Source organism: Methylovulum psychrotolerans (assembly GCF_002209385.1).
GTDB lineage: Bacteria > Pseudomonadota > Gammaproteobacteria > Methylococcales > Methylomonadaceae > Methylovulum > Methylovulum psychrotolerans.
Genome location: NZ_CP022129.1, coordinates 545,318 through 563,365 on the forward strand (window position 1 = coordinate 545,318; position 18,048 = coordinate 563,365).

The 18,048-nt window shown below is 48.0% G+C and carries 14 protein-coding genes and 2 pseudogenes; 10 read left to right on the top strand and 6 right to left on the bottom strand.

Features of this window, described 5'->3' with window-relative positions; translation table 11 throughout:
- Nucleotides 1–62: 62 nt before the first annotated feature.
- Together CEK71_RS02270 and CEK71_RS02275 are read right to left on the bottom strand one after the other, a co-directional pair.
- Nucleotides 63–983 (bottom strand): response regulator transcription factor, encoded by a 921-nt coding sequence (locus CEK71_RS02270; protein WP_232463744.1) that lies wholly within the window; start codon nucleotides 981–983, stop codon nucleotides 63–65.
- Nucleotides 984–1,148: 165 nt separating this feature from the next.
- Nucleotides 1,149–4,505: a hybrid sensor histidine kinase/response regulator gene (locus CEK71_RS02275; RefSeq protein ID WP_088617867.1), complete on the bottom strand. Its 3,357-nt coding sequence runs from the start codon at nucleotides 4,503–4,505 to the stop codon at nucleotides 1,149–1,151.
- A 697-nt stretch (nucleotides 4,506–5,202) separates the two neighbouring features.
- Here CEK71_RS02275 and CEK71_RS02280 point away from each other — a divergent pair.
- The 4 genes and pseudogenes from CEK71_RS02280 to CEK71_RS02295 form a co-directional block, all read left to right on the top strand.
- Nucleotides 5,203–5,796, top strand: a pseudogene (locus CEK71_RS02280) (transposase); the annotation flags it as partial.
- 25 nt (nucleotides 5,797–5,821) lie between these two features.
- Entirely contained in the window at nucleotides 5,822–7,051 is a 1,230-nt protein-coding gene (locus CEK71_RS02285) for an AAA family ATPase (protein WP_088617868.1), read from the top strand.
- Nucleotides 7,052–7,194: 143 nt separating this feature from the next.
- A complete protein-coding gene (locus tag CEK71_RS02290) occupies nucleotides 7,195–8,142 on the top strand; it encodes a hypothetical protein (RefSeq protein ID WP_088617869.1) in 948 nt (315 codons plus the stop codon).
- 112 nt (nucleotides 8,143–8,254) lie between these two features.
- Complete coding sequence (locus CEK71_RS02295) at nucleotides 8,255–8,935, top strand: hypothetical protein (RefSeq protein WP_088617870.1); 681 nt, start codon at nucleotides 8,255–8,257, stop codon at nucleotides 8,933–8,935.
- 757 nt (nucleotides 8,936–9,692) lie between these two features.
- Here CEK71_RS02295 and CEK71_RS02300 read toward each other — a convergent pair.
- Together CEK71_RS02300 and CEK71_RS02305 are read right to left on the bottom strand one after the other, a co-directional pair.
- Nucleotides 9,693–10,094, bottom strand: a complete 402-nt coding sequence (locus tag CEK71_RS02300; RefSeq protein ID WP_088617871.1) for a PIN domain-containing protein — start codon at nucleotides 10,092–10,094, stop codon at nucleotides 9,693–9,695.
- Nucleotides 10,081–10,293 carry a DUF2281 domain-containing protein gene (locus tag CEK71_RS02305; RefSeq protein ID WP_088617872.1) on the bottom strand — a complete coding sequence of 71 codons (213 nt, stop codon included), beginning with the start codon at nucleotides 10,291–10,293 and terminating at the stop codon, nucleotides 10,081–10,083. Before CEK71_RS02305 ends, CEK71_RS02300 begins: the two co-directional genes overlap by 14 nt.
- A 625-nt stretch (nucleotides 10,294–10,918) precedes the next feature.
- Here CEK71_RS02305 and CEK71_RS02310 point away from each other — a divergent pair.
- The 6 genes and pseudogenes from CEK71_RS02310 to CEK71_RS02330 all read left to right on the top strand — a co-directional run bounded on the left by CEK71_RS02310 (nucleotide 10,919) and on the right by CEK71_RS02330 (nucleotide 15,457).
- Nucleotides 10,919–11,167, top strand: coding sequence for a hypothetical protein (locus tag CEK71_RS02310; protein ID WP_088617873.1), 249 nt, complete (start codon nucleotides 10,919–10,921; stop codon nucleotides 11,165–11,167).
- Nucleotides 11,164–11,484, top strand: a complete 321-nt coding sequence (locus tag CEK71_RS02315; protein ID WP_088617874.1) for a PIN domain-containing protein — start codon at nucleotides 11,164–11,166, stop codon at nucleotides 11,482–11,484. The genes CEK71_RS02310 and CEK71_RS02315 overlap by 4 nt, the downstream gene beginning before the upstream one ends.
- 44 nt (nucleotides 11,485–11,528) lie before the next feature.
- Nucleotides 11,529–11,656: pseudogene (locus CEK71_RS24265) on the top strand (IS3 family transposase); the annotation flags it as partial.
- Nucleotides 11,657–11,826: 170 nt separating this feature from the next.
- Nucleotides 11,827–12,780 (top strand): ABC transporter ATP-binding protein, encoded by a 954-nt coding sequence (locus CEK71_RS02320; protein WP_088617875.1) that lies wholly within the window; start codon nucleotides 11,827–11,829, stop codon nucleotides 12,778–12,780.
- Complete coding sequence (locus tag CEK71_RS02325; RefSeq protein WP_088617876.1) at nucleotides 12,777–13,538, top strand: ABC transporter permease; 762 nt, start codon at nucleotides 12,777–12,779, stop codon at nucleotides 13,536–13,538. The genes CEK71_RS02320 and CEK71_RS02325 overlap by 4 nt, the downstream gene beginning before the upstream one ends.
- 194 nt (nucleotides 13,539–13,732) lie before the next feature.
- Nucleotides 13,733–15,457, top strand: a complete 1,725-nt coding sequence (locus CEK71_RS02330; protein WP_198328432.1) for a phospholipase C — start codon at nucleotides 13,733–13,735, stop codon at nucleotides 15,455–15,457.
- A gap of 128 nt (nucleotides 15,458–15,585) precedes the next feature.
- Here the strand turns inward: CEK71_RS02330 and CEK71_RS02335 are convergent, their stop codons facing one another.
- Nucleotides 15,586–16,371 (bottom strand): hypothetical protein, encoded by a 786-nt coding sequence (locus CEK71_RS02335; protein WP_146054627.1) that lies wholly within the window; start codon nucleotides 16,369–16,371, stop codon nucleotides 15,586–15,588.
- Between the two features lie 216 nt (nucleotides 16,372–16,587).
- The gene (locus CEK71_RS02340; RefSeq protein WP_146054626.1) at nucleotides 16,588–17,592 is read right to left on the bottom strand and encodes a hypothetical protein; all 1,005 of its coding nucleotides are present in this window, start codon (nucleotides 17,590–17,592) and stop codon (nucleotides 16,588–16,590) included.
- Nucleotides 17,593–18,048: the final 456 nt, after the last annotated feature.

Genomic DNA, 18,048 nt, shown 5'->3' on the forward strand with positions numbered 1-18,048 from the left:
CGCCGGAGGTTAGGCGCTTTTTGCTTAAGCGGATAGGTGCCCGCTGCTAGCTGTCATGGCGGTCAATACGTCCCGGTCTTTTGCAGTACCATAGCGACGGCGGCGGCGCGGGTGGTTACGCCGAGTTTTTCGTAAATATGTTCCAGATGCTTATTGACGGTGCGGTGGCTGCTTTCTAAGATCAGCCCGACTTCTTTGTTGGTTTTGCCGCGCGATATCCACATTAATATTTCCGCTTCCCGGAACGTCAGTCCTAAGGCATCTTTTAAAGACTCCAAATTCCAGTCGGCGGCAGTTTTTTTCAGCAATAACAGGTACTCTCCAGCATTTTGGCAGGCGCTCATGCGGATAGTGATGCCGTTAGGGCTACGGAATTCATCGGTATTGTGGTCGGTATTGAGGCGGCTGCTTTTAAACCAATCCAAGATCGGTTTGGGTAACGGATTGCCGATCTGAAATAGGGCGTTCGGTGCCAGTTCTGTCAGCAATACCTCCGTCGCGGGGGTCAACCAAGTGAGAGAACCTTGATAATTCACCGCTAAGGCGCAAAACGGGCTATGGGTTAAGGCGTTTTCGGCGCGTTGCCGATCACGCGCCAAAGCCAGATGCACTTCGATCCGCGCCAGCACTTCGGGTGGGCGTATGGGTTTGACGATGTAATCCAAGCCACCTTCATCAAAGCCGCGCAATAAATTGTCGAGTTCGCTTAGGCCTGTCATAAACAGTACCGGAATGGCCGCTGTTATCGGGTTGGCTTTTAGGCGGCGGCAAGTCTCAAACCCATCTATGCCCGGCATCATGACATCCATGAGGATAATATCCGGTTTCAGGTAGTCGATTTGCTCAATGGCCGACAGCCCGTCAGTTGCCACTAGCACCCGATAATTGGCTTCCGAGAGTGTGTCGGACAGCAACGCCAAATTGCCGGGGGTGTCGTCAACAATCATAATCGTGCCGTTAGCGGAGGATGTGGTGGTGTCCAAAGCATAATCTCCTATGCAAAAGCGTCAAGTATAGTAGGGGGGGGGGCAGGTTACTTAGGAACGGGCATAAACCGTCCGTCACTTAATACCTTGTAAGGCCTGCCCCGTATGGCTCAATTAGCTTATGCCCTTTTTCGGGAGGGGCATTGCCTAGGCTGAGAAAATTTAAGCCAATAATTTTTTAATTTCCGCCAACCGGAATTCGCTGGTTAAAGTTTTGATGCGCAGGCTTAACGGCTTGTATTCTGGATTGTCTTTAATGAGTTCATCGAGTTTTTTATTCAACCCCAGCAAATCACCGATACGCACAAATGCCTGGAGTTTTTGTAACATCTCGGCAGGCGGCAATTGTAACGCCTCATCTGCCGCGATGCTCAAATCTGGTTCTTCGTTTTGGCAAATCCAAGTCAATCCTAAATGGAGTTTGAGTTTATAGAGCAAGTCGCCGACTTGGATGGGTTTTGCCAAAAAATCGTTGCAGCCGGCTTGGATGGCGGTCGCCCGGTCAGCCGGATAGGCGTTAGCACTAAGGACAATAATCGGTTTCAGCAAGCCGTTTTTACGCAAATGTATCGCCGTTTCCGCTCCGCCCATGCCTGGCATGGTCAAGTCTAACAGTACCACATCGGGTTTATGGGTTTGGGCTTGGGTCAGGCATTCGTTACCGTCACTGGCGGTCAGCATAACAAAACCTAGGGGTTCCAGAATCGACACCATCACATCACGGTGTTCTGGCTGGTCGTCAACTACTAGGGCGGTTTGTCGCCGCCCACGATAGCCGGTAATGTTGTCTTGGGGTTCAGGGGCAGTGGCTGCGCCTAAATTAGGTAAAAACAGCCGCACGGTAAATGTGGAGCCTTTGCCGACAGTGCTGGTCACCGCCAAATCGCCGCCCATAATTTCCGCGAGGATTTTACTGATGGTCAACCCCAAGCCGCTGCCGGAAATGGCATTGCCGGTGGTGGTATTCAAGCGGGTGAAGGGTTGGAAAATAGCGTCCAATTGGCTAGGCTCTATGCCTTGCCCGGTATCGATAATCTGGAAATTTGCCACCCCGCCGCTATAACCTATGCGTAAGGTGATTTCCCCCGCTTGGGTAAATTTGACGGCATTGCTGAGGATGTTCATTAAAATTTGCCCGACCCGCTTTTCATCAGCCCGCACCCGCTGCGGTAAGGTGCTGAGTATCTGGCAGCGGAACGCCACGCCTTTATCTTCGGCTTGGACTTTGTAGATGCGCACCAGATGTTCGATAAAGGCCTGAAAATTGATCGGCTCGTAGTTTAGCTCAAATTTCCGCGCTTCGATGCGGGCAATGTCGAGGATGTCTTCAATCAGTGCCGCCAAATGTTCACCGCTGCGTTTTAGGGTGTCCACGGCTTGGCGGCGGTGTTCGGGGATGCTGGGGTCTTTATGTAGGATGTATGAATAACCGATGATACTGTTTAAGGGTGTGCGGATTTCGTGGCTCATATTGCTTAAAAAACGGCTTTTCGCGCTGTTGGCAGTGTCGGCCATTTTAATGGCTTGCTCCAGTTTGGCATCGGTTTTTTTATGTTCTTCAATTTCGGTTAATAATAAATGCGTCTGCTTGCCCGTTTCTTCGTGGGCGACGCGGCGGCTTTCGTCATTTAAGATCAGCCACCAAGTACACAGGCCGATAAACACCATCAACGACGTGTAGACTTTGACAAAGTTAGCCAGAAGCAGTTCAAAAGCCTTTAGTGACGTTTCCGCCGCCAAGAGATCCTGATAATAAATGATGCCGATGAAAATGCTGGTCAGCACCGACAAAAAGCCAAACAGCAGGACGAAGCGTAACAGTCGCAAACGCGCGGTGAGATTCATGGCGGAAGGCATAAAGCGTCGGGCGAACAGTTCCAGATAATCGTCCAGCCGCGCCCCCGGTTTGCAGGCATCCAGGCACCGGGCATCTAAGGTGCAACACAATGAGCATATACTGCCGTTGTAAGCCGGGCAATAGGCGATATCTTCATGCTCGAATTCATTTTCACAAATGCAGCATTGGTTATGGCTGCGGCGGTTCTGCTTATTGCGGTCACGCGCCAAATAGTGCTTGTGGCCAGTAAAATAGGCGATGCTGGGGACGAGGATAAAAGCCAGACTTAGCGAGATGAACGCAGAAAATGCTTTTGCGGCCTCGCCAAATAGACCGATATAGGCGAGTATCGACACCAGTGAGGCGACAAAAGTGGCGATAATGCCGACCGGATTTAAGTCGGGCAGGTAGGCGCGTTTAAATTCGATGATGTCGGGGCTGAGTTTGAGCGGCTTGTTAATCAGCAATTCTGCCGCGACCGCACTGATCCAGGCGATCGACATATTGGAAAACAGCCCCAGGACTTTTTCCAAGGCGCCGAACACGCCAAATTCCATCAGCAATAAGGCAATCAGCACGTTGAACAGCAGCCAGATAACCCGCCCAGGGTGGCTGTGGGTAATACGCGAAAAAAAGTTCGACCAAGCCAATGACCCGGCGTAGGCATTGGTGACATTGATTTTTAGTTGGCTAATCACCACAAACAAGGTGGTCGCCGCTAAGGCCCATTCAGGGTTAGGAAACAATTCCTGATAGGCGATGAGGTACATTTGGGTCGGTTCGTGGGCATGTTCGGGGGGGATGCCGTGGCGCATGGCCAGATGCGCTAAGAGTGCCCCGCCCAATTGCCTGAGCATCCCAAAAATAATCCAGCCCGGCCCGGCGCTGATGGTCGCCAACCACCAGCGCAGTTTGTTGTCGGCGGTTTTTTCCGGCATAAAGCGCAAAAAGTCCACTTGTTCGCCGATTTGTGCGACCATCGAAAAGGCCACTGTGGTGGCACTGCCGAACAACAGCCAATTAAAGCCTTGACCGCTACCGGCTATCCAAAAATAACTTTCTACCGTCAGCAGGGCATCTTGCTCGCGCATGACCACGGCGATATAGGGGGCGATTAACAATGCCAGCCAAACAGGTTGCGTCCATAATTGCATCCGACTAATAGTGGTGATACCGAAAGTCACTAAAGGGATGACAATAACGGCGCTGATGACATGGGCGAGGGCAATGGGGATATGGAAATACAGTTCTAAAGCCAAGGACATGATCGAGGCTTCTAGGGCGAACAAGGTAAAGGTGAATGACGCATAGATCAGTGAGGTGACGGTGGAGCCGATGTAACCGAACCCGGCACTGCGGGTGAGCAGGTCGATGTCAATATTGTAACGGGCGGCGTAATAGCTGATCGGGAAGCTGGTGATAAAAATCACCAGTCCGACAATTAAAATCGCCCAAAAAGCGTTGGTGAAGCCGTAATGTATCGCCAAAAAGCCGCCGATGGCCTCCAGCACCAAAAACGATGTCGAGCCGAAGGCGGTGTTGGCAACCTGAAACTCCGACCATTTGCGGAAACTGCGCGGGGCAAAACGCAAAGCATAGTCTTCCAGGCTTTCATTCGCCACCCAAGAATTATAATCGCGGCGGATTTTTGAGATGTTTTGGTAAATGTTTTTGTTTTTCATCGGCTGGTGTCGTGTATGTGCATAACCTAATCGTAAGCCAAGGCTTAGATCCTCTAAGGGTTTTTATACTCAACGCGGGCAAATAGGTCGGATTTTTCTCTCTATCTCCTCATGAAACGTGTTCTGATGGCAAGCGCAAAACCCATATATGGTGCAATATAAGATTTTGCTTTACCCAGTAGGCACGGTAATAAGCACGGTTCTACCCCAAACATCGTCGGGCAGTAGCCGCATTCAGGTTAAATGCTGAAGGGGTCTGATGTCCACTGTATAAAAAACTGATCTTACCAGCTATCCGTCAAATGACTCATGAGTCATTTGACGGATTGTATGTGTTGATGATTAGGGGTGGGGGTAAACTGAGGGGATAACGGTAATGGCTCAGGATGAAAGGAGGCGGATAACACGGAGCGACAAGCCTTCTGAGATTGGCATCTTGCTGGCTTTTGTAAGGTCAAAATTAAGCAAGAACTTGTGGCTTGTTGGAAGTAATGTGGGCAGGATAATAGCGGGATAAAGCAGTGCTGATTGTAGTTAAAAGGTGCGTTTGGGCGGTTTTGCACTGGTAACTGATGTTACGCACCCCATCCCAAAAAGAGTATCATTGACGGATGGAAAAAGAAAAAATAGAACTCTACACAGACTACCTGATCTGCAATCAAGGCTTTGCAACGGCGACGGGCTTGTCGGCGATGCCGCGGCCTGCGTGGCGAACGCCATCAAGTTCCGTTATGTCCTGACCGACAGCTGGTTTGCCGCCAAGGAGAACTTCGAGTTCATCCTCAAGAAAGGCAAGCACTTCATCAGCGCCTTGAAGGACAACCGCTTGGTGGCGCTGACGGAAGAAGACAAAAAAGAAGGACGCTATGTACGGATCAGTCAACTGGAATTGGCGGATCAACAGGCGGTGCGCGGCTGGATGAAAGGCTTCCCCCAAGAAGTGCTGTTCGTCCGGCGGGTCTTTACAAACAAAGACGGCAGCATCGGCTTGTTGAATCTGGTGTGCAGCGACTTGGCGTGCGACGGCGGACAAGCCTCGGCGATCTACCAAAAACGGTGGAAAGTCGAAGAGTTCCACAAATCGCTAAAATCCAATGCGGGGCTGGCAAAATCACCCACCCGCACAGTCATCACACAAAACAACCACATCTTCATGTCCATCTATGCCGTGTTCAAGCTCGAATGCCTGAAGATAAAACATAAAACCAATCATTTCGCTATGCGGGCCAAGCTGTTCGTCAAGGCCAACCAAATGGCTTATGAAGAGTTGCAAAAACTAAGGGCTGCGTAACATCAGTGACAAAGATTACGCTCTGATGGCTCTGCAAGCCAGGGAAAAAGAAATTCTTATATTAGATGCACCGATCCAGCCAAATGACGAAGATTACGCCCTGATGGCTCTGCAAGCCAGGGAAGCGGAGCTTTTTTATTACAGCATCTATCTAAAGCCAGATTCATGCGCTTTGGCTCAACATCGAGATAAGCCGCCTGTAAAAACGATCACCCTGCCAAATGGTGGCTTTAAATTGCTAACATGTGAGGAGTTGCTGTCAGGGCAATCACCCTTAAACGAATGGCTTATCCATGGCATGATTGAAAAGGGTAACCTAGGTCTGATATTCGGCAATCCGTCTAGTGGTAAAAGCCTATACGTCCAAGATATGTGTTTTTGCATCGCCGCTGGCTTGATGTTTCATGGGTTGGAAACCGCCACAGGGAATGTGGTCTACATTGCGGGCGAGGGTTTTAGTGGGCTTAGAAAAAGATTCAGCGTTTTGGCTAAAAAATATGAAGTGCCGCCACCGAACAACTTGCATATTTCAGAAATGCCCGCCGCAATTGTCGACCAAAAAAGCATAGAGAGCGTGCGCAATGCGATTGATCAGGTTGGGAAAGTGGCATTGATCGTTATTGATACATTGCACCGCAATTTTGGTGATGGAGATGAAAATAGTGCCCGGGATATTTCTCAGCTACTGTCGAATATTGACACTTACCTGAAGACCACAGGCGCAACAGTGCTTATCATCCATCATTCAGGCCATGAGTCGAAAGGACGTGGACGGGGGAGCAGTTCCATTCGTGCTGCAATGGATGTTGAATATAGCGTAAAAAAAGAAGGCGACACGGTTACGGTAGAAAACACGAAGGTAAAAGATTTTGACCCTCCATCCCCTATGAGCTTTAAGCTGAAATCCATTGAGCTTAATAAAGATGTTGGCGGTGTAGTGTTGGAACCAACCGAACAAATCCCTTCAAAACAAAAGGGTTCCACATCATCTGATATTGAGAACACCATATTGGCGGTATTGGCAAATGCGCCTAGCGACCAATTTGTCCATGCGACAGATGCTTGCGTGGTATCTGGCAAGATACCAGCAAGGGCATTGAAAGCCGACTATGTGAAAACTGAAACGTACTCGAAAATGGACAATCCTACGAAAGAAGCCAAGCGAAAAGCGTTTCAACGAGCTATTGAGCGTTTGGTCGAGACCCAAAAAATTGGCAGTGGCGACAATTGTTATTGGCTGCCGCCCTCACCGTAACGTTATAGATACCATCACTAATTGAGCGATACAGAGTGGAGTGCAATGGTCTTTAGCCATTGCACTATGACCCTAACCGAGCGCACCAACATTTAGCCTGTCGTTTGCTTAACGCCGGACTCTATAGCAGTGCAAGGAAAGAAATGAGCATCCTGAAAAACGCGATAGATTCTATAGCCATCGGGCTTGAGGATTATCAGTCTCCAGATGAGAGGCGAATAGTATCCTCAACGAGAAATATCTTTGCTGGGATACTTTTACTCTTTAAGCATAAACTTTGCGAATTAAGTCCTCCAGATTCTGATGAGGCTTTAATTAAACAGAGGGTTCTGCCTGAAATAGATGTAACGGGGGCAGTTAGGTGGATAGGAAAAGGCAATAAAACAGTAGATGTTCAAAATATCAAGGAGCGCTTCGACTCTCTTGGTATATCCATTGACTGGAAACGCGTTGATAATATCAATAAGTACCGAAACGATATTGAGCATTACTTTAGCTCTCGTAATACTCAATCGGTACAGCAACTAATATCTGATTCATTTTTGATAATAAGAGATTTTATATCTGAGCATCTTAGCGAAGATCCTAAGCAACTTTTAGGAGATGATGCATGGGGCGTACTTATTAAAGTCAATGAAGTCTACGAGAAAGAAAAAACGACATGCGTAGAAGCCCTTGAAACACTAAGCTATTTCAATGATGAAATATTGAATGCCTTTGAAAGCTATTCATGTGCCAAATGTGGTTCTGGCTTAATAACTCCATCGGAACGAAATGTAGAAGCAATAGAAGTTGAATATACATGTAAATCATGTGGCAAGGCTCTTCCGTATGAAGATATTGTGAAACCTGTTATTTCCGACTATTTTGGCAGTGAAGTCTATTTAGCGCATACCCAAGGCGGAGAACTTCCGATAACTGATTGCCCCGAATGCGATGGCATTTACTTATATAATGAAGGCATATGTTCATCTTGTGGGCATGTTGCAGAGCATGAATGCCAAAGATGTAGCTCGACCATCCAACCAGAAGAATTATATACAGAGCCATTCTGCGGTTACTGCGCTCATGTAATGTCTAAAGATGATTAATATTGCTAACGATCACATGCCGTCGGACAGCAAAAAATAGTGCTTGTTTCCCGCGCCGCTTTTTGCCGCTGGTGATGTGAAGCATGAGCGCCCCAAGTAGAGAAATCCAAATATGAGAAACTTAGAACAATATAAAGATTACTTCAACCAGGCATACCCCGACTACGCCGATAGTGAATATGGGAAAATTTCTACTTTAGTTGCTACCCTGCCAACTATTGAAAAAGTGCAAAGTATTTTGGATTCGGATAATGCTAAAGCTGTTCTTGATTTGGTTGTTCCACTTATAAAAATAAAGAATTACAAATCACAAATACCATTCCCAGTAAATTTTTATGATGCGGTAAATCTAATAGCAGAAATTAAGAGTACCGAACCATCAGAAGATAAACTCTCTAAAGCACATGCAAAGTTATTTGAAAATTTTTTGAGTATAAAAGGGTTTCAATTGCCTACTATTTCAGCAGTTTTACACTTTTGCCATCCAAGTACTTATCCAATCGTAGATCGAAATATCGAGGCAGCATGTGGTTTGCTTTCAAAGGAGTTCCCCGATGATTTTTGTAACATAGGCACACCAAGATTGCCTGCATCAACTACCTCGATAAAAAACAAACTGTCAAAATATCAAGGATTCATATTATTTCTTCGAAGATTGAAAGAATTGCACAATGAAAAGCACTACACCAATTACAACTTTCGTGAATTAGATAAAGCCCTAATGGTATATGGTGTTTCCGATTATAAAATAGCCGCTGAAAATTGTAACATTACGGCAGGGATAAGCATCTGAATGCTACGCTAGTTGAATATTAGCTTTCCGACTCTCTCCTATCATTGACCTGATACGTTAGTCGATCGGTATGAGCCGATCTTTGTCTGTCAGTGTAAGATCAAACCGAAACTAGTTTCCCGAATTGTCAGATTATATCAATACTTTTTACAAATAAGCTGAGTAACAATTTTAGAGCTAAAAATATCTAAAATCTAAAATAGTCATTATCCAGATTAACGTCCAGTCTAAGCATGTGCCTACTTGGCAAAGGAAGTTTGCCACACAGGCTGATTTCAGCAATCAGGTACTTTTGTAACCTATTGATTATAGGTGATTGACGCTATGTTGTTATAGTCAATTTTCGATGCAACTCATGTTAAATGCTAATCTGGATATTGACTAATGTAGCCACATCAAAAATATTTTTCATCCGGTACTCTTCTGGGGGACGAAGCGACGGTCTTTTTCCGGTCTTTGCCGGAACTTGACAGTGGAAATGGGATAGCGGATAATGCGGAAGATCCTTAAATCCCGTAGGATGATGCAGAAGAGGGCGCAAGAAAGTCACTGTTTCTTGTACTGTTAATCACTAGGTCGGCGGTTCGAGCCCGTCCGGGGGAGCCAAGTAAATGAAGGCCCTGCATGAATTATGCAGGGCTTTTTTTTTGCCTTGCGTCCGGCCATCCGGTGCGGGCGATTATCGCATCTGAATACAGCCGACCTGATGAATGCTACGTTATAAGCAATAGCCCTAACCTAACATCAGTGGTGGCGTTCAAACAAATGGATTGACCACTTTAAGCTGCCCATCAAAGACTTGCCCGTGCTGCATATCCTGCGAATACAGGATTTCACAGCCTGCCAACAAGGCCGCCGCCACGATCAGCGAATCCCAATGGGAAAGCTGATGGCGGCGTGTCAGGCCAATGGCCTTACGGATGGTTTGCCCGTTCACGGGGGCGACTTGGCATAGTTCCAACAGGCTTTCGGCAACTTCATGGGCTACCGCCAAGCTGACACCCTGTTTACGGGATAATACGCTCACGGTTTCGTTAATGACTTGCGAACTGACGGTCAGGCCTTCGGCAAGGATTGCCCTGGCTTTGGCCTGTCGCTCAGAAGGGTGGCCTACGGCGTACACCACGATATTGGTGTCGGCAAACTCAAGGGCGTTCATGCAGTTCTTCCCGATTAAACGGTGTGCCATCGTAAAGCCCCCGATACCTATCCAAGGTCGCCAAGGCCTTCTCCCTATTCCCGTGTGGCTGTTGCGCCATTTTGGCTTGTAAGAATTCGGCAAAATCCAACACTTCCGCCGCCTGTTGTTCGGGTAGGGTTTTGACGGCGGCAAAAATTTTTTCAGCGATGATGCTCATGGTATTGGCCTATTTTTGGGTTGTTATGCGTCCGGTTTGTCTTGGTTATGTGGGTTTGCGGGGCATGTCCATTACGCCATCCTTCGATTAGGGTATTTTAGAGAATGCCAGAGAAATGTACAGCAATAAATTAATATTAAATATCAACTATTTAACTAGATTAAGACAGACATTACAAGAGATTAAAATTTATAAGTCGGCGGTTCGGACCCGTCTGGGGGAGCCAAGTAAATGAAGGCCTTGCATAAATATGCAGGGCTTTTTTTGCCTTGCGTCCGGCCTCCGGTGCGGGTGATTATCGCATCATTAACTTAGCCGTTTTTCACCCCGTCCTTTTAACTGGACTTTATTTTGTGTGTCCAAGAAATTAGTTTAAACTCTTGATAGTGGTAAACCCCGTCCATATTGAAAGCCGTAGTTTCAATAGACCGTCGGGGATTAACCGTTCGCCCTGTGGGACAGGCTGACCACGAACGGATTAACCTGCAACCCTCTTAAGTTAAACTATAGCTGACCTGATGAATGCTACGCTATAAGTGGGTGCGCAAAAAATGTGGTTAAAAAATTTTTGCACACCCACTTACAGATAAAAGCACTACATTCAATAGCACAGGAGAAAACCGTTATGCAAACACGTTATAAGCTGGAGCCAGATGAGTTGAATGACAACTTCTTGCAAGCCCTAAAATTATTATTTAGCGGTAAAACTGTCGAAATATCGGTACGCGAAGCCGATCCCATGAATGAACAAAATGACATCTGGCAGGCCATCCAGCGTTTCCGGCAGCAAATGAATCCGGCTGATTTTCCTGAAGATGAGGATATTTTTGCAGATGTGCGTGACCGCTCCATGGGGCGCGAGGTTGAACTTTGAGCGTCATTTATTTACTCGACACCCATATCCTATCAGAACCAACGCGAGCGCATCCTCATTCGCACGTCATGCAAAGCCTACAGCAGCATCGGCACCGCATTGCCAGTGCCACTATCGTGTGGCATGAACTACTGTTCGGCTGCCAACGCTTACCCGTTTCCCGTAAACGGGAGCAATTGGAAAACTATTTGCAATATTTGTTGCTCTCAGGCTTAACCCTATTACCCTACACCCAAGCGGCTGCCGAGTGGCACGCCTCCGAACGCGCCAGGCTGACAAAAATGGGGCACCCCCCTGCTTTGATGTGGCTACACTAAACCGGACACACACTTTAAAATATCTTAAAAAGTGTGAGCCGAAAATGAGCCAAGAAAAACCGAAAACCTATGCGGCAGAATTTAGGGTATCTGCTGTCAAGATGGCAACCGAATCCGAAAAACCAGTCGCCGAGACAGCCAGTTGGGGATCAACATCAATACCTTGCAGACTTAGATTGGCAAATATAGCCGTCCCCAACCGAAACAGGCGTTTGACGCGACGCTTGCAAAGTGGTTGGTTACCGGTTCGGCAGAATTTAGGATATAAACTGTGTACTTTAAAAAAGCCCCCAAAACCAATATGAGCCTACATTCATCCCTAAAAATGCACACATTACGGCTATGACCTCCGATAACACCAACCCTATCATCTTCGTGCGCGGCATTAACAAGACGTATAGCGGCGGCTTCCAAGCACTGAAAAACATCAACCTGGACATCAAACGCGGTGAAATATTCGCCTTGCTTGGCCCTAATGGGGCGGGCAAGACGACGCTGATCAGCATCATCTGTGGTATTGTCAACGCGACCTCTGGCACCATTACCGCCGATGGCCATGATACCGTGCGGGACTACCGCGCGGCGCGGGCAAGCATCGGTTTAGTGCCGCAGGAACTGCATACGGACGCGTTCGAGTCGGTCTGGGCCACGGTCAAATTCAGTCGGGGGCTGTTCGGCAAAGCCCCCAACGCCGCCTATCTCGAAAAAGTGCTGCGGGATCTGTCGCTTTGGGACAAACGTAACCAGAAAATCAAGGATCTGTCCGGCGGTATGAAACGCCGGGTGCTGATCGCCAAAGCGCTCGCGCATGAGCCGACGATATTGTTCCTTGATGAGCCGAGTGCCGGGGTGGACGTGGAGTTACGGCACGACATGTGGCGCATGGTGCGCGAGCTTCGCGCACAAGGCACCACCATCATCCTGACCACCCATTATATTGAGGAAGCCGAAGAGATGGCTGACCGCATCGGGGTCATCGACAAAGGTGAACTGATCGTTGTTGAAGATAAAGCACGGCTGATGCGCAAGCTGGGCAAAAAGCAGCTCACCTTAGTATTGCGCAAACCCATGACCAGCCTCCCGGCCGGTTTAAACGCTTGGCCGTTAACGCTCTCCGACGACGGGCACACCCTGATTTATAGCTTCGATAGCCAGAAAGAAGAATCCGGCATTGCCGAACTGCTGCGCGCACTTGGGGAACACGGCATTGATTTCAAAGATTTACGCTCAACTGAGAGTTCGTTGGAAGACATATTCGTCAGCCTGGTACATAAACCTACGGAGACACAAGAATGAATATCTATGGCATTCGCGCCATTTACCGCTTTGAAATGGCACGCACCTTCCGCACTATATGGGAAAGCATCGCCGCACCCGTGCTGACCACGTCGCTGTACTTCATCGTCTTCGGCAAAGCCATCGGTTCGCGTATGGGCGACATTGACAGCGTCAGTTACGGCGCCTTCATCATCCCAGGGTTGGTGATGCTAAGTTTACTGAACGAAAGCATCTCCAATGCCTCTTTCGGAATTTACATGCCCAAGTGGGCGGGCACCATTTATGAGTTGCTATCGGCGCCGGTTTCGTGGGCGGAAGCGCTGCTCGGTTATGTGGGTGCAGCGGCGACCAAATCAGTGATGCTGGGTCTGCTGATTCTGGGCACAGCCCGCCTGTTCGTGCCCTACGAAATCGCCCATCCCTGGTGGATGATCGCCTTTCTTTTACTGACCGCTGTTACCTTTAGCCTATTCGGCTTTATTATCGGCCTGTGGGCTGATAGTTTTCAGAAATTACAGGTGATACCGATGCTGGTTGTCACCCCGCTAACCTTCTTGGGCGGCGCATTCTATTCGATCAATATGTTGCCTCCCTTATGGCAGAAAATTACCCTATTCAATCCGGTGGTGTACCTGATCAGCGGCTTCCGCTGGAGCTTCTATGGCATTGCCGATGTGAATGTCGCCACAAGTATTGGCATGACGTTTGGTTTTCTTATTATCTGCCTGACTTTTGTCTGGTGGGTGTTTAAAACTGGCTATAAAATTAGAAATTAACAAAATCCTGCGTATTTTAACTTATCAATACATCCCTGCCGATTTCAAACTGTCATAAACATCTAACCTAACGGTCATAAAATTCACATATTCCTTGTGGTAATGTGGCGGGTGTCCGGCTCTGCGGACAACCCACTCTTCCATTCAACTTGGTTAATTGCGAGGTTTCGATGTTTAAATTAAGACATTCTGTAATGGCCGTAGCGAGCGTACTTTGCGCCCCTGCCGCACTGGCGACGACAACTACCCCTATCGAGCACGTTATTGTTATCGTTGGCGAGAACCACACGTTTGACAATGTTTACGGCGCGTACCAATCGCCAACAGGCAAAAAAGTGGCTAACTTGCTGTCCAAGGGCATTATTAATGCCGACGGCACACCAGGCCCCAACTTTGCCATGGCCGCACAAAAAACGGCCAGAAACGTTTTTGGCGCCAATTACGCTATCGGCTTTGGCAATAAAAAACCTTACGCCTACTTACCTGCACCGAACACCACTTACGCAACCGATTTGCCGTTTGACCAAGAAGATACCCGTTATCCTGCCAATCTGCCCAACGGCCCTTTCCAAATGACCAACGCCAACGCCCCTTACGATCCGGCTCCGGCAAAAACCTATTATGGCGACCCCGTCCACCGTTTTTTCCAAATGTGGCAAATGACCAGTATGGGTAAAAATGACCTGTTCACCTGGGTAGGCACCACTACAGGCATCGGCAACCAAAGCAACTGGGGCGGCCACAGCACACCGACCGATGTCCAACAAGGCGGCGAAGCCATGGGCTTTTACAACATGAGCCAAGGCGATGCCCCCATCTTAAAAGCCTTGGCTGACCAATACGCGTTAAGCGACAACTACCACCAATTCATCATGGGCGGTACAGGCGCTAACTTTATCGGCTTGGTGACAGGCGACGTGGGCTTTTACACCCAAAACGGCCAAGCTGCCGTACCGCCCGCCCTGCAAATCGAAAACCCTAACCCGACCACCGATCCGGCCATTTTCAGCGTCAACAACAACTGGTATTCGCAAGACGGTTACAGCGGCGGTTCTTATGTCAATTGCAGTGACATCAACCAACCAGGCGTAAAAGCCATTTTTGAGTTTATCTGGAAGAAAAACATTTTTAACGGCGGTAACTGCGCGGCCAACACCTATTATTTAGTCAACAACTACGGCTTGGCTTACGACCAATACGGCAACCTAAAACCTTTTCATCCTAAAGCCACCACGCCAGAAACTATCCTGCCACCGCAAACTATCCCGACCATCGCCGACAAATTGGCGGCCAACGGCATCTCTTGGAAGTATTATAGCGGCGGCCGCAACGGTGACGCTGATCCTAACGAATATTGCGGCATTTGCGACCCGTTGACCGGCTTCGCCTCTATTATGACCACAGAGCAAAAATACAATCTGCAACCTATCGCCAACTTTGACAGCGACATCAGCAAAGGCAGCTTACCTGCCGTTGCCTATTTGCGCCCTTACGAAAGCAAAGCCGGCCATCCCGCCAATGCGACTTTACCTGACTTTGAGCAGTACGTCTTAAGCGTGGTAAACCAAGTCAAAGCCAATAAAAAGCTCTGGAAAAACACCGCCATTTTCGTTACGGTTGATGAAGGCGGCGGCTATTATGACTCCAACTACATCCAACCTATCGACTTCTTTGGCGACGGTAGCCGTATCCCGCTACTGGTCGTATCGTCTTGGGCGAAAAAAGGCCATATCGACCACAGCTACGGCGACCATGCGTCCATCTTGAAATTCATCGAGAAAAACTGGGGGCTAAACCCGCTGTCTTACCGCAGCCGCGACAACTTGCCTAACCCGGTTGTCGGCTCAAACGGCGCGTACATCCCTGCCAACCAACCCGCCATTACCGACTTGATGGGCTTGTTTAATTTTAAAATGTAACCATCCGCCGTTAACTTAACCGGACGCAGCTTACCGCGCACCCTGTTAGTTTTCACCAGACCGCCCGGACTTGTAAAAATCCGGGCGGTTTTTTTATGTTGCGGCAAAACCCCGTTATCCCCTGCCCTTCACTCCCTGCGTTGCAAAGTTTCTGCGGTTTTATCCAACGCCCTTGAAGCCCTATCAAAAGCTTGCCATAACGCTTCCGTATCAGACGGTGCTGCGGTAGCTAAATTGCCTAATGCGATTGCCGCCTTAATCAAACTAAATACCGGACTATACAATGCAGGTTGTCCGCGCCCACCTTGCAATGTTTCCGCAATCGCCTGTAAATTTTGCAATTTAGGTTGCCAATTTTTCGGCATTTTAGGCGGAATTGTGGTTTTTTGCGTTGCCCTAAAAGATTCAATAATCTCCCCCCTGCTTTTGGCGGCCAGATATATTTCTTTCAAATCCTCGCTAAGACCACGACCAAAAAACACCTGATGCCTTATCACAATGCCGTCATAAATAACCTTATCGGCAAAAGGCAATAACACCGTGTCGATTATTTGGGGTAAATGGCTTCTGTCTATAATATTATCTAAGGGTTCCATCAAGCCGTGGACAGCATAAACCTTATCTTCAGGACCAATAAAAATGGCATATTTTTTTAAATAGCGTTCGATATAAAACTTACCGCGTACGAAAGTTTTCCAACTTAACACATTTGCCAATTCTTCTTGAGAAAATTGCTGGGGGTTATCGCGGACAAATTCATCAATCAAGCCAATATGCTCATACAACGCATTTCTGACCGGAAACTTCTCCTGCATTGTTAACGCCCTATATTCATCAAGCGAACCAATTGCAGGAACAATATTCAGTTTTTGGTTTATATAATATTGCAATGATGACGTTAAATCATAGAACAACTCGGCTTCTTGTCGGGAAAGGATCACCGTATTTTCCTCGTACTAAAATGCAATTAAAGCGTGGATTATTATGTTTGGGAAATTTTCTGTAAGTTAGACAATCCGTTTACAACAAGCCCAAGAAAGCCTTACTGAAGGGTTAAGGACGAACTGTTTATCCTACTTGGCTTTAGCGGAGAGTTGGCACGAACAAAATACCCCCGCCCCACTATTGCCTTACAACCCGCCACCATAAACGCGATAGCCCTTAATTTCAAGCTTGGTGCGGGTCGCGCCTTCGGATTCAATCGCCAGATAAAGCCCTTTAAGAGCGGCTTCATCCCACGTTTTGGGAGGAGAAACCCAATGTAAAGCTTGGATGGCTTGGCTAAGGGGAATGCGGATATGCGTCCACCCCCGTTTTTTTAGCCGCGTGGCGTAGGGTTGGGCGGCAAAACTCAGTTCCCGGCCTTCGGCATACTTGCCGTCAACGTCGTAAAAACAACGGTCGTAGGCTATGTCTTGGCAGAGCGGGCGCACAGGGTCGCCATAGGATTGTGAGTAACCTGCCGCTTGGCTAAAATCAAATTCGATAAAGTGGGCGCGGTTACTGCGCGGCGGCGCTTCCGCCCAATCCGCCAAGACCCCTAAGAGGATACGTTGGCCGCTGTAGCCCTTATATAAGCGCGGTTTCACGTCGGCACTGATACGCAAATCAAACTCAACGGTTATTGGCTGCGCCAACGGGGCGCTGACTGACGGGTCATTAATGCCGGCAAACAAATGCCCGTATTGTAAAGGCCAACCTGTGACATTTTGCTTGCGGAAGTTAACTGTATCTAATGCCAGCACCAGTGTCGGGGCATTGGGGTTGCCGACCAGATCGGCGCTAACCCAGCGGCCCATATCGGCATCATAGTCGTAATCTGCCATGTAAGACCGGATTTTTTGGTCGTAATTCGCCGAATCCTTGTGATTATTGGCGCTATTTTCATGCGTCACCGAAAAAACCAGCGGCTTGTGCTGTGACCCGCATTGCCCCCGCTGCCGCCCCAACGTTGGCGGACGCGGCGTGTTATCGCCCGCCGCCAAGCCATAGCCTGTCGTAAAAGCCAAGCACGCTTGGGCAAAATCAGGATAAGCCGTCAGTCCGGCCTGGTTAGCGCCATCACGGGCAAACCCTGCCGAAGCGCTCAGGCAGCACCCGATGATAATCGCGGCGGACAAATACCGCCTGTTCAATACCACCACCTGATGCCTTAGCCTCAGCCGTTTACACACACTCCCAATGCCCATCATTACTCCGCAATAAATAGCAATATCATCAATGTCGCCGCCATCAGACAGGCTTGTAGCCCAAATAACGGCGAAATACCTCTAATCCGCAAAAAAACAATATAAATCAATAAAATCAATTTATTGCATAAAAATAAAAAATGCTTTTATTTCTACAAAAGGTATTATTTAACCTATAAATAGGCACTATTTCACTTTATAAAATATTATTAGTTTTTCTTGCGAAAACCTTAATAATAAGTCAATATTATATCGACTAAATAACACGCTTTTAAGTTCATAAACACCGTCAGCGCACAACATTATATTAAGTATTTGTAACGTGAAACATCTTAAGCTTATTAGGCAGAACGTCTCTGGCAAGCCCGCTTCAACAGCACGGGCCATGAGCGGCTATCCGCT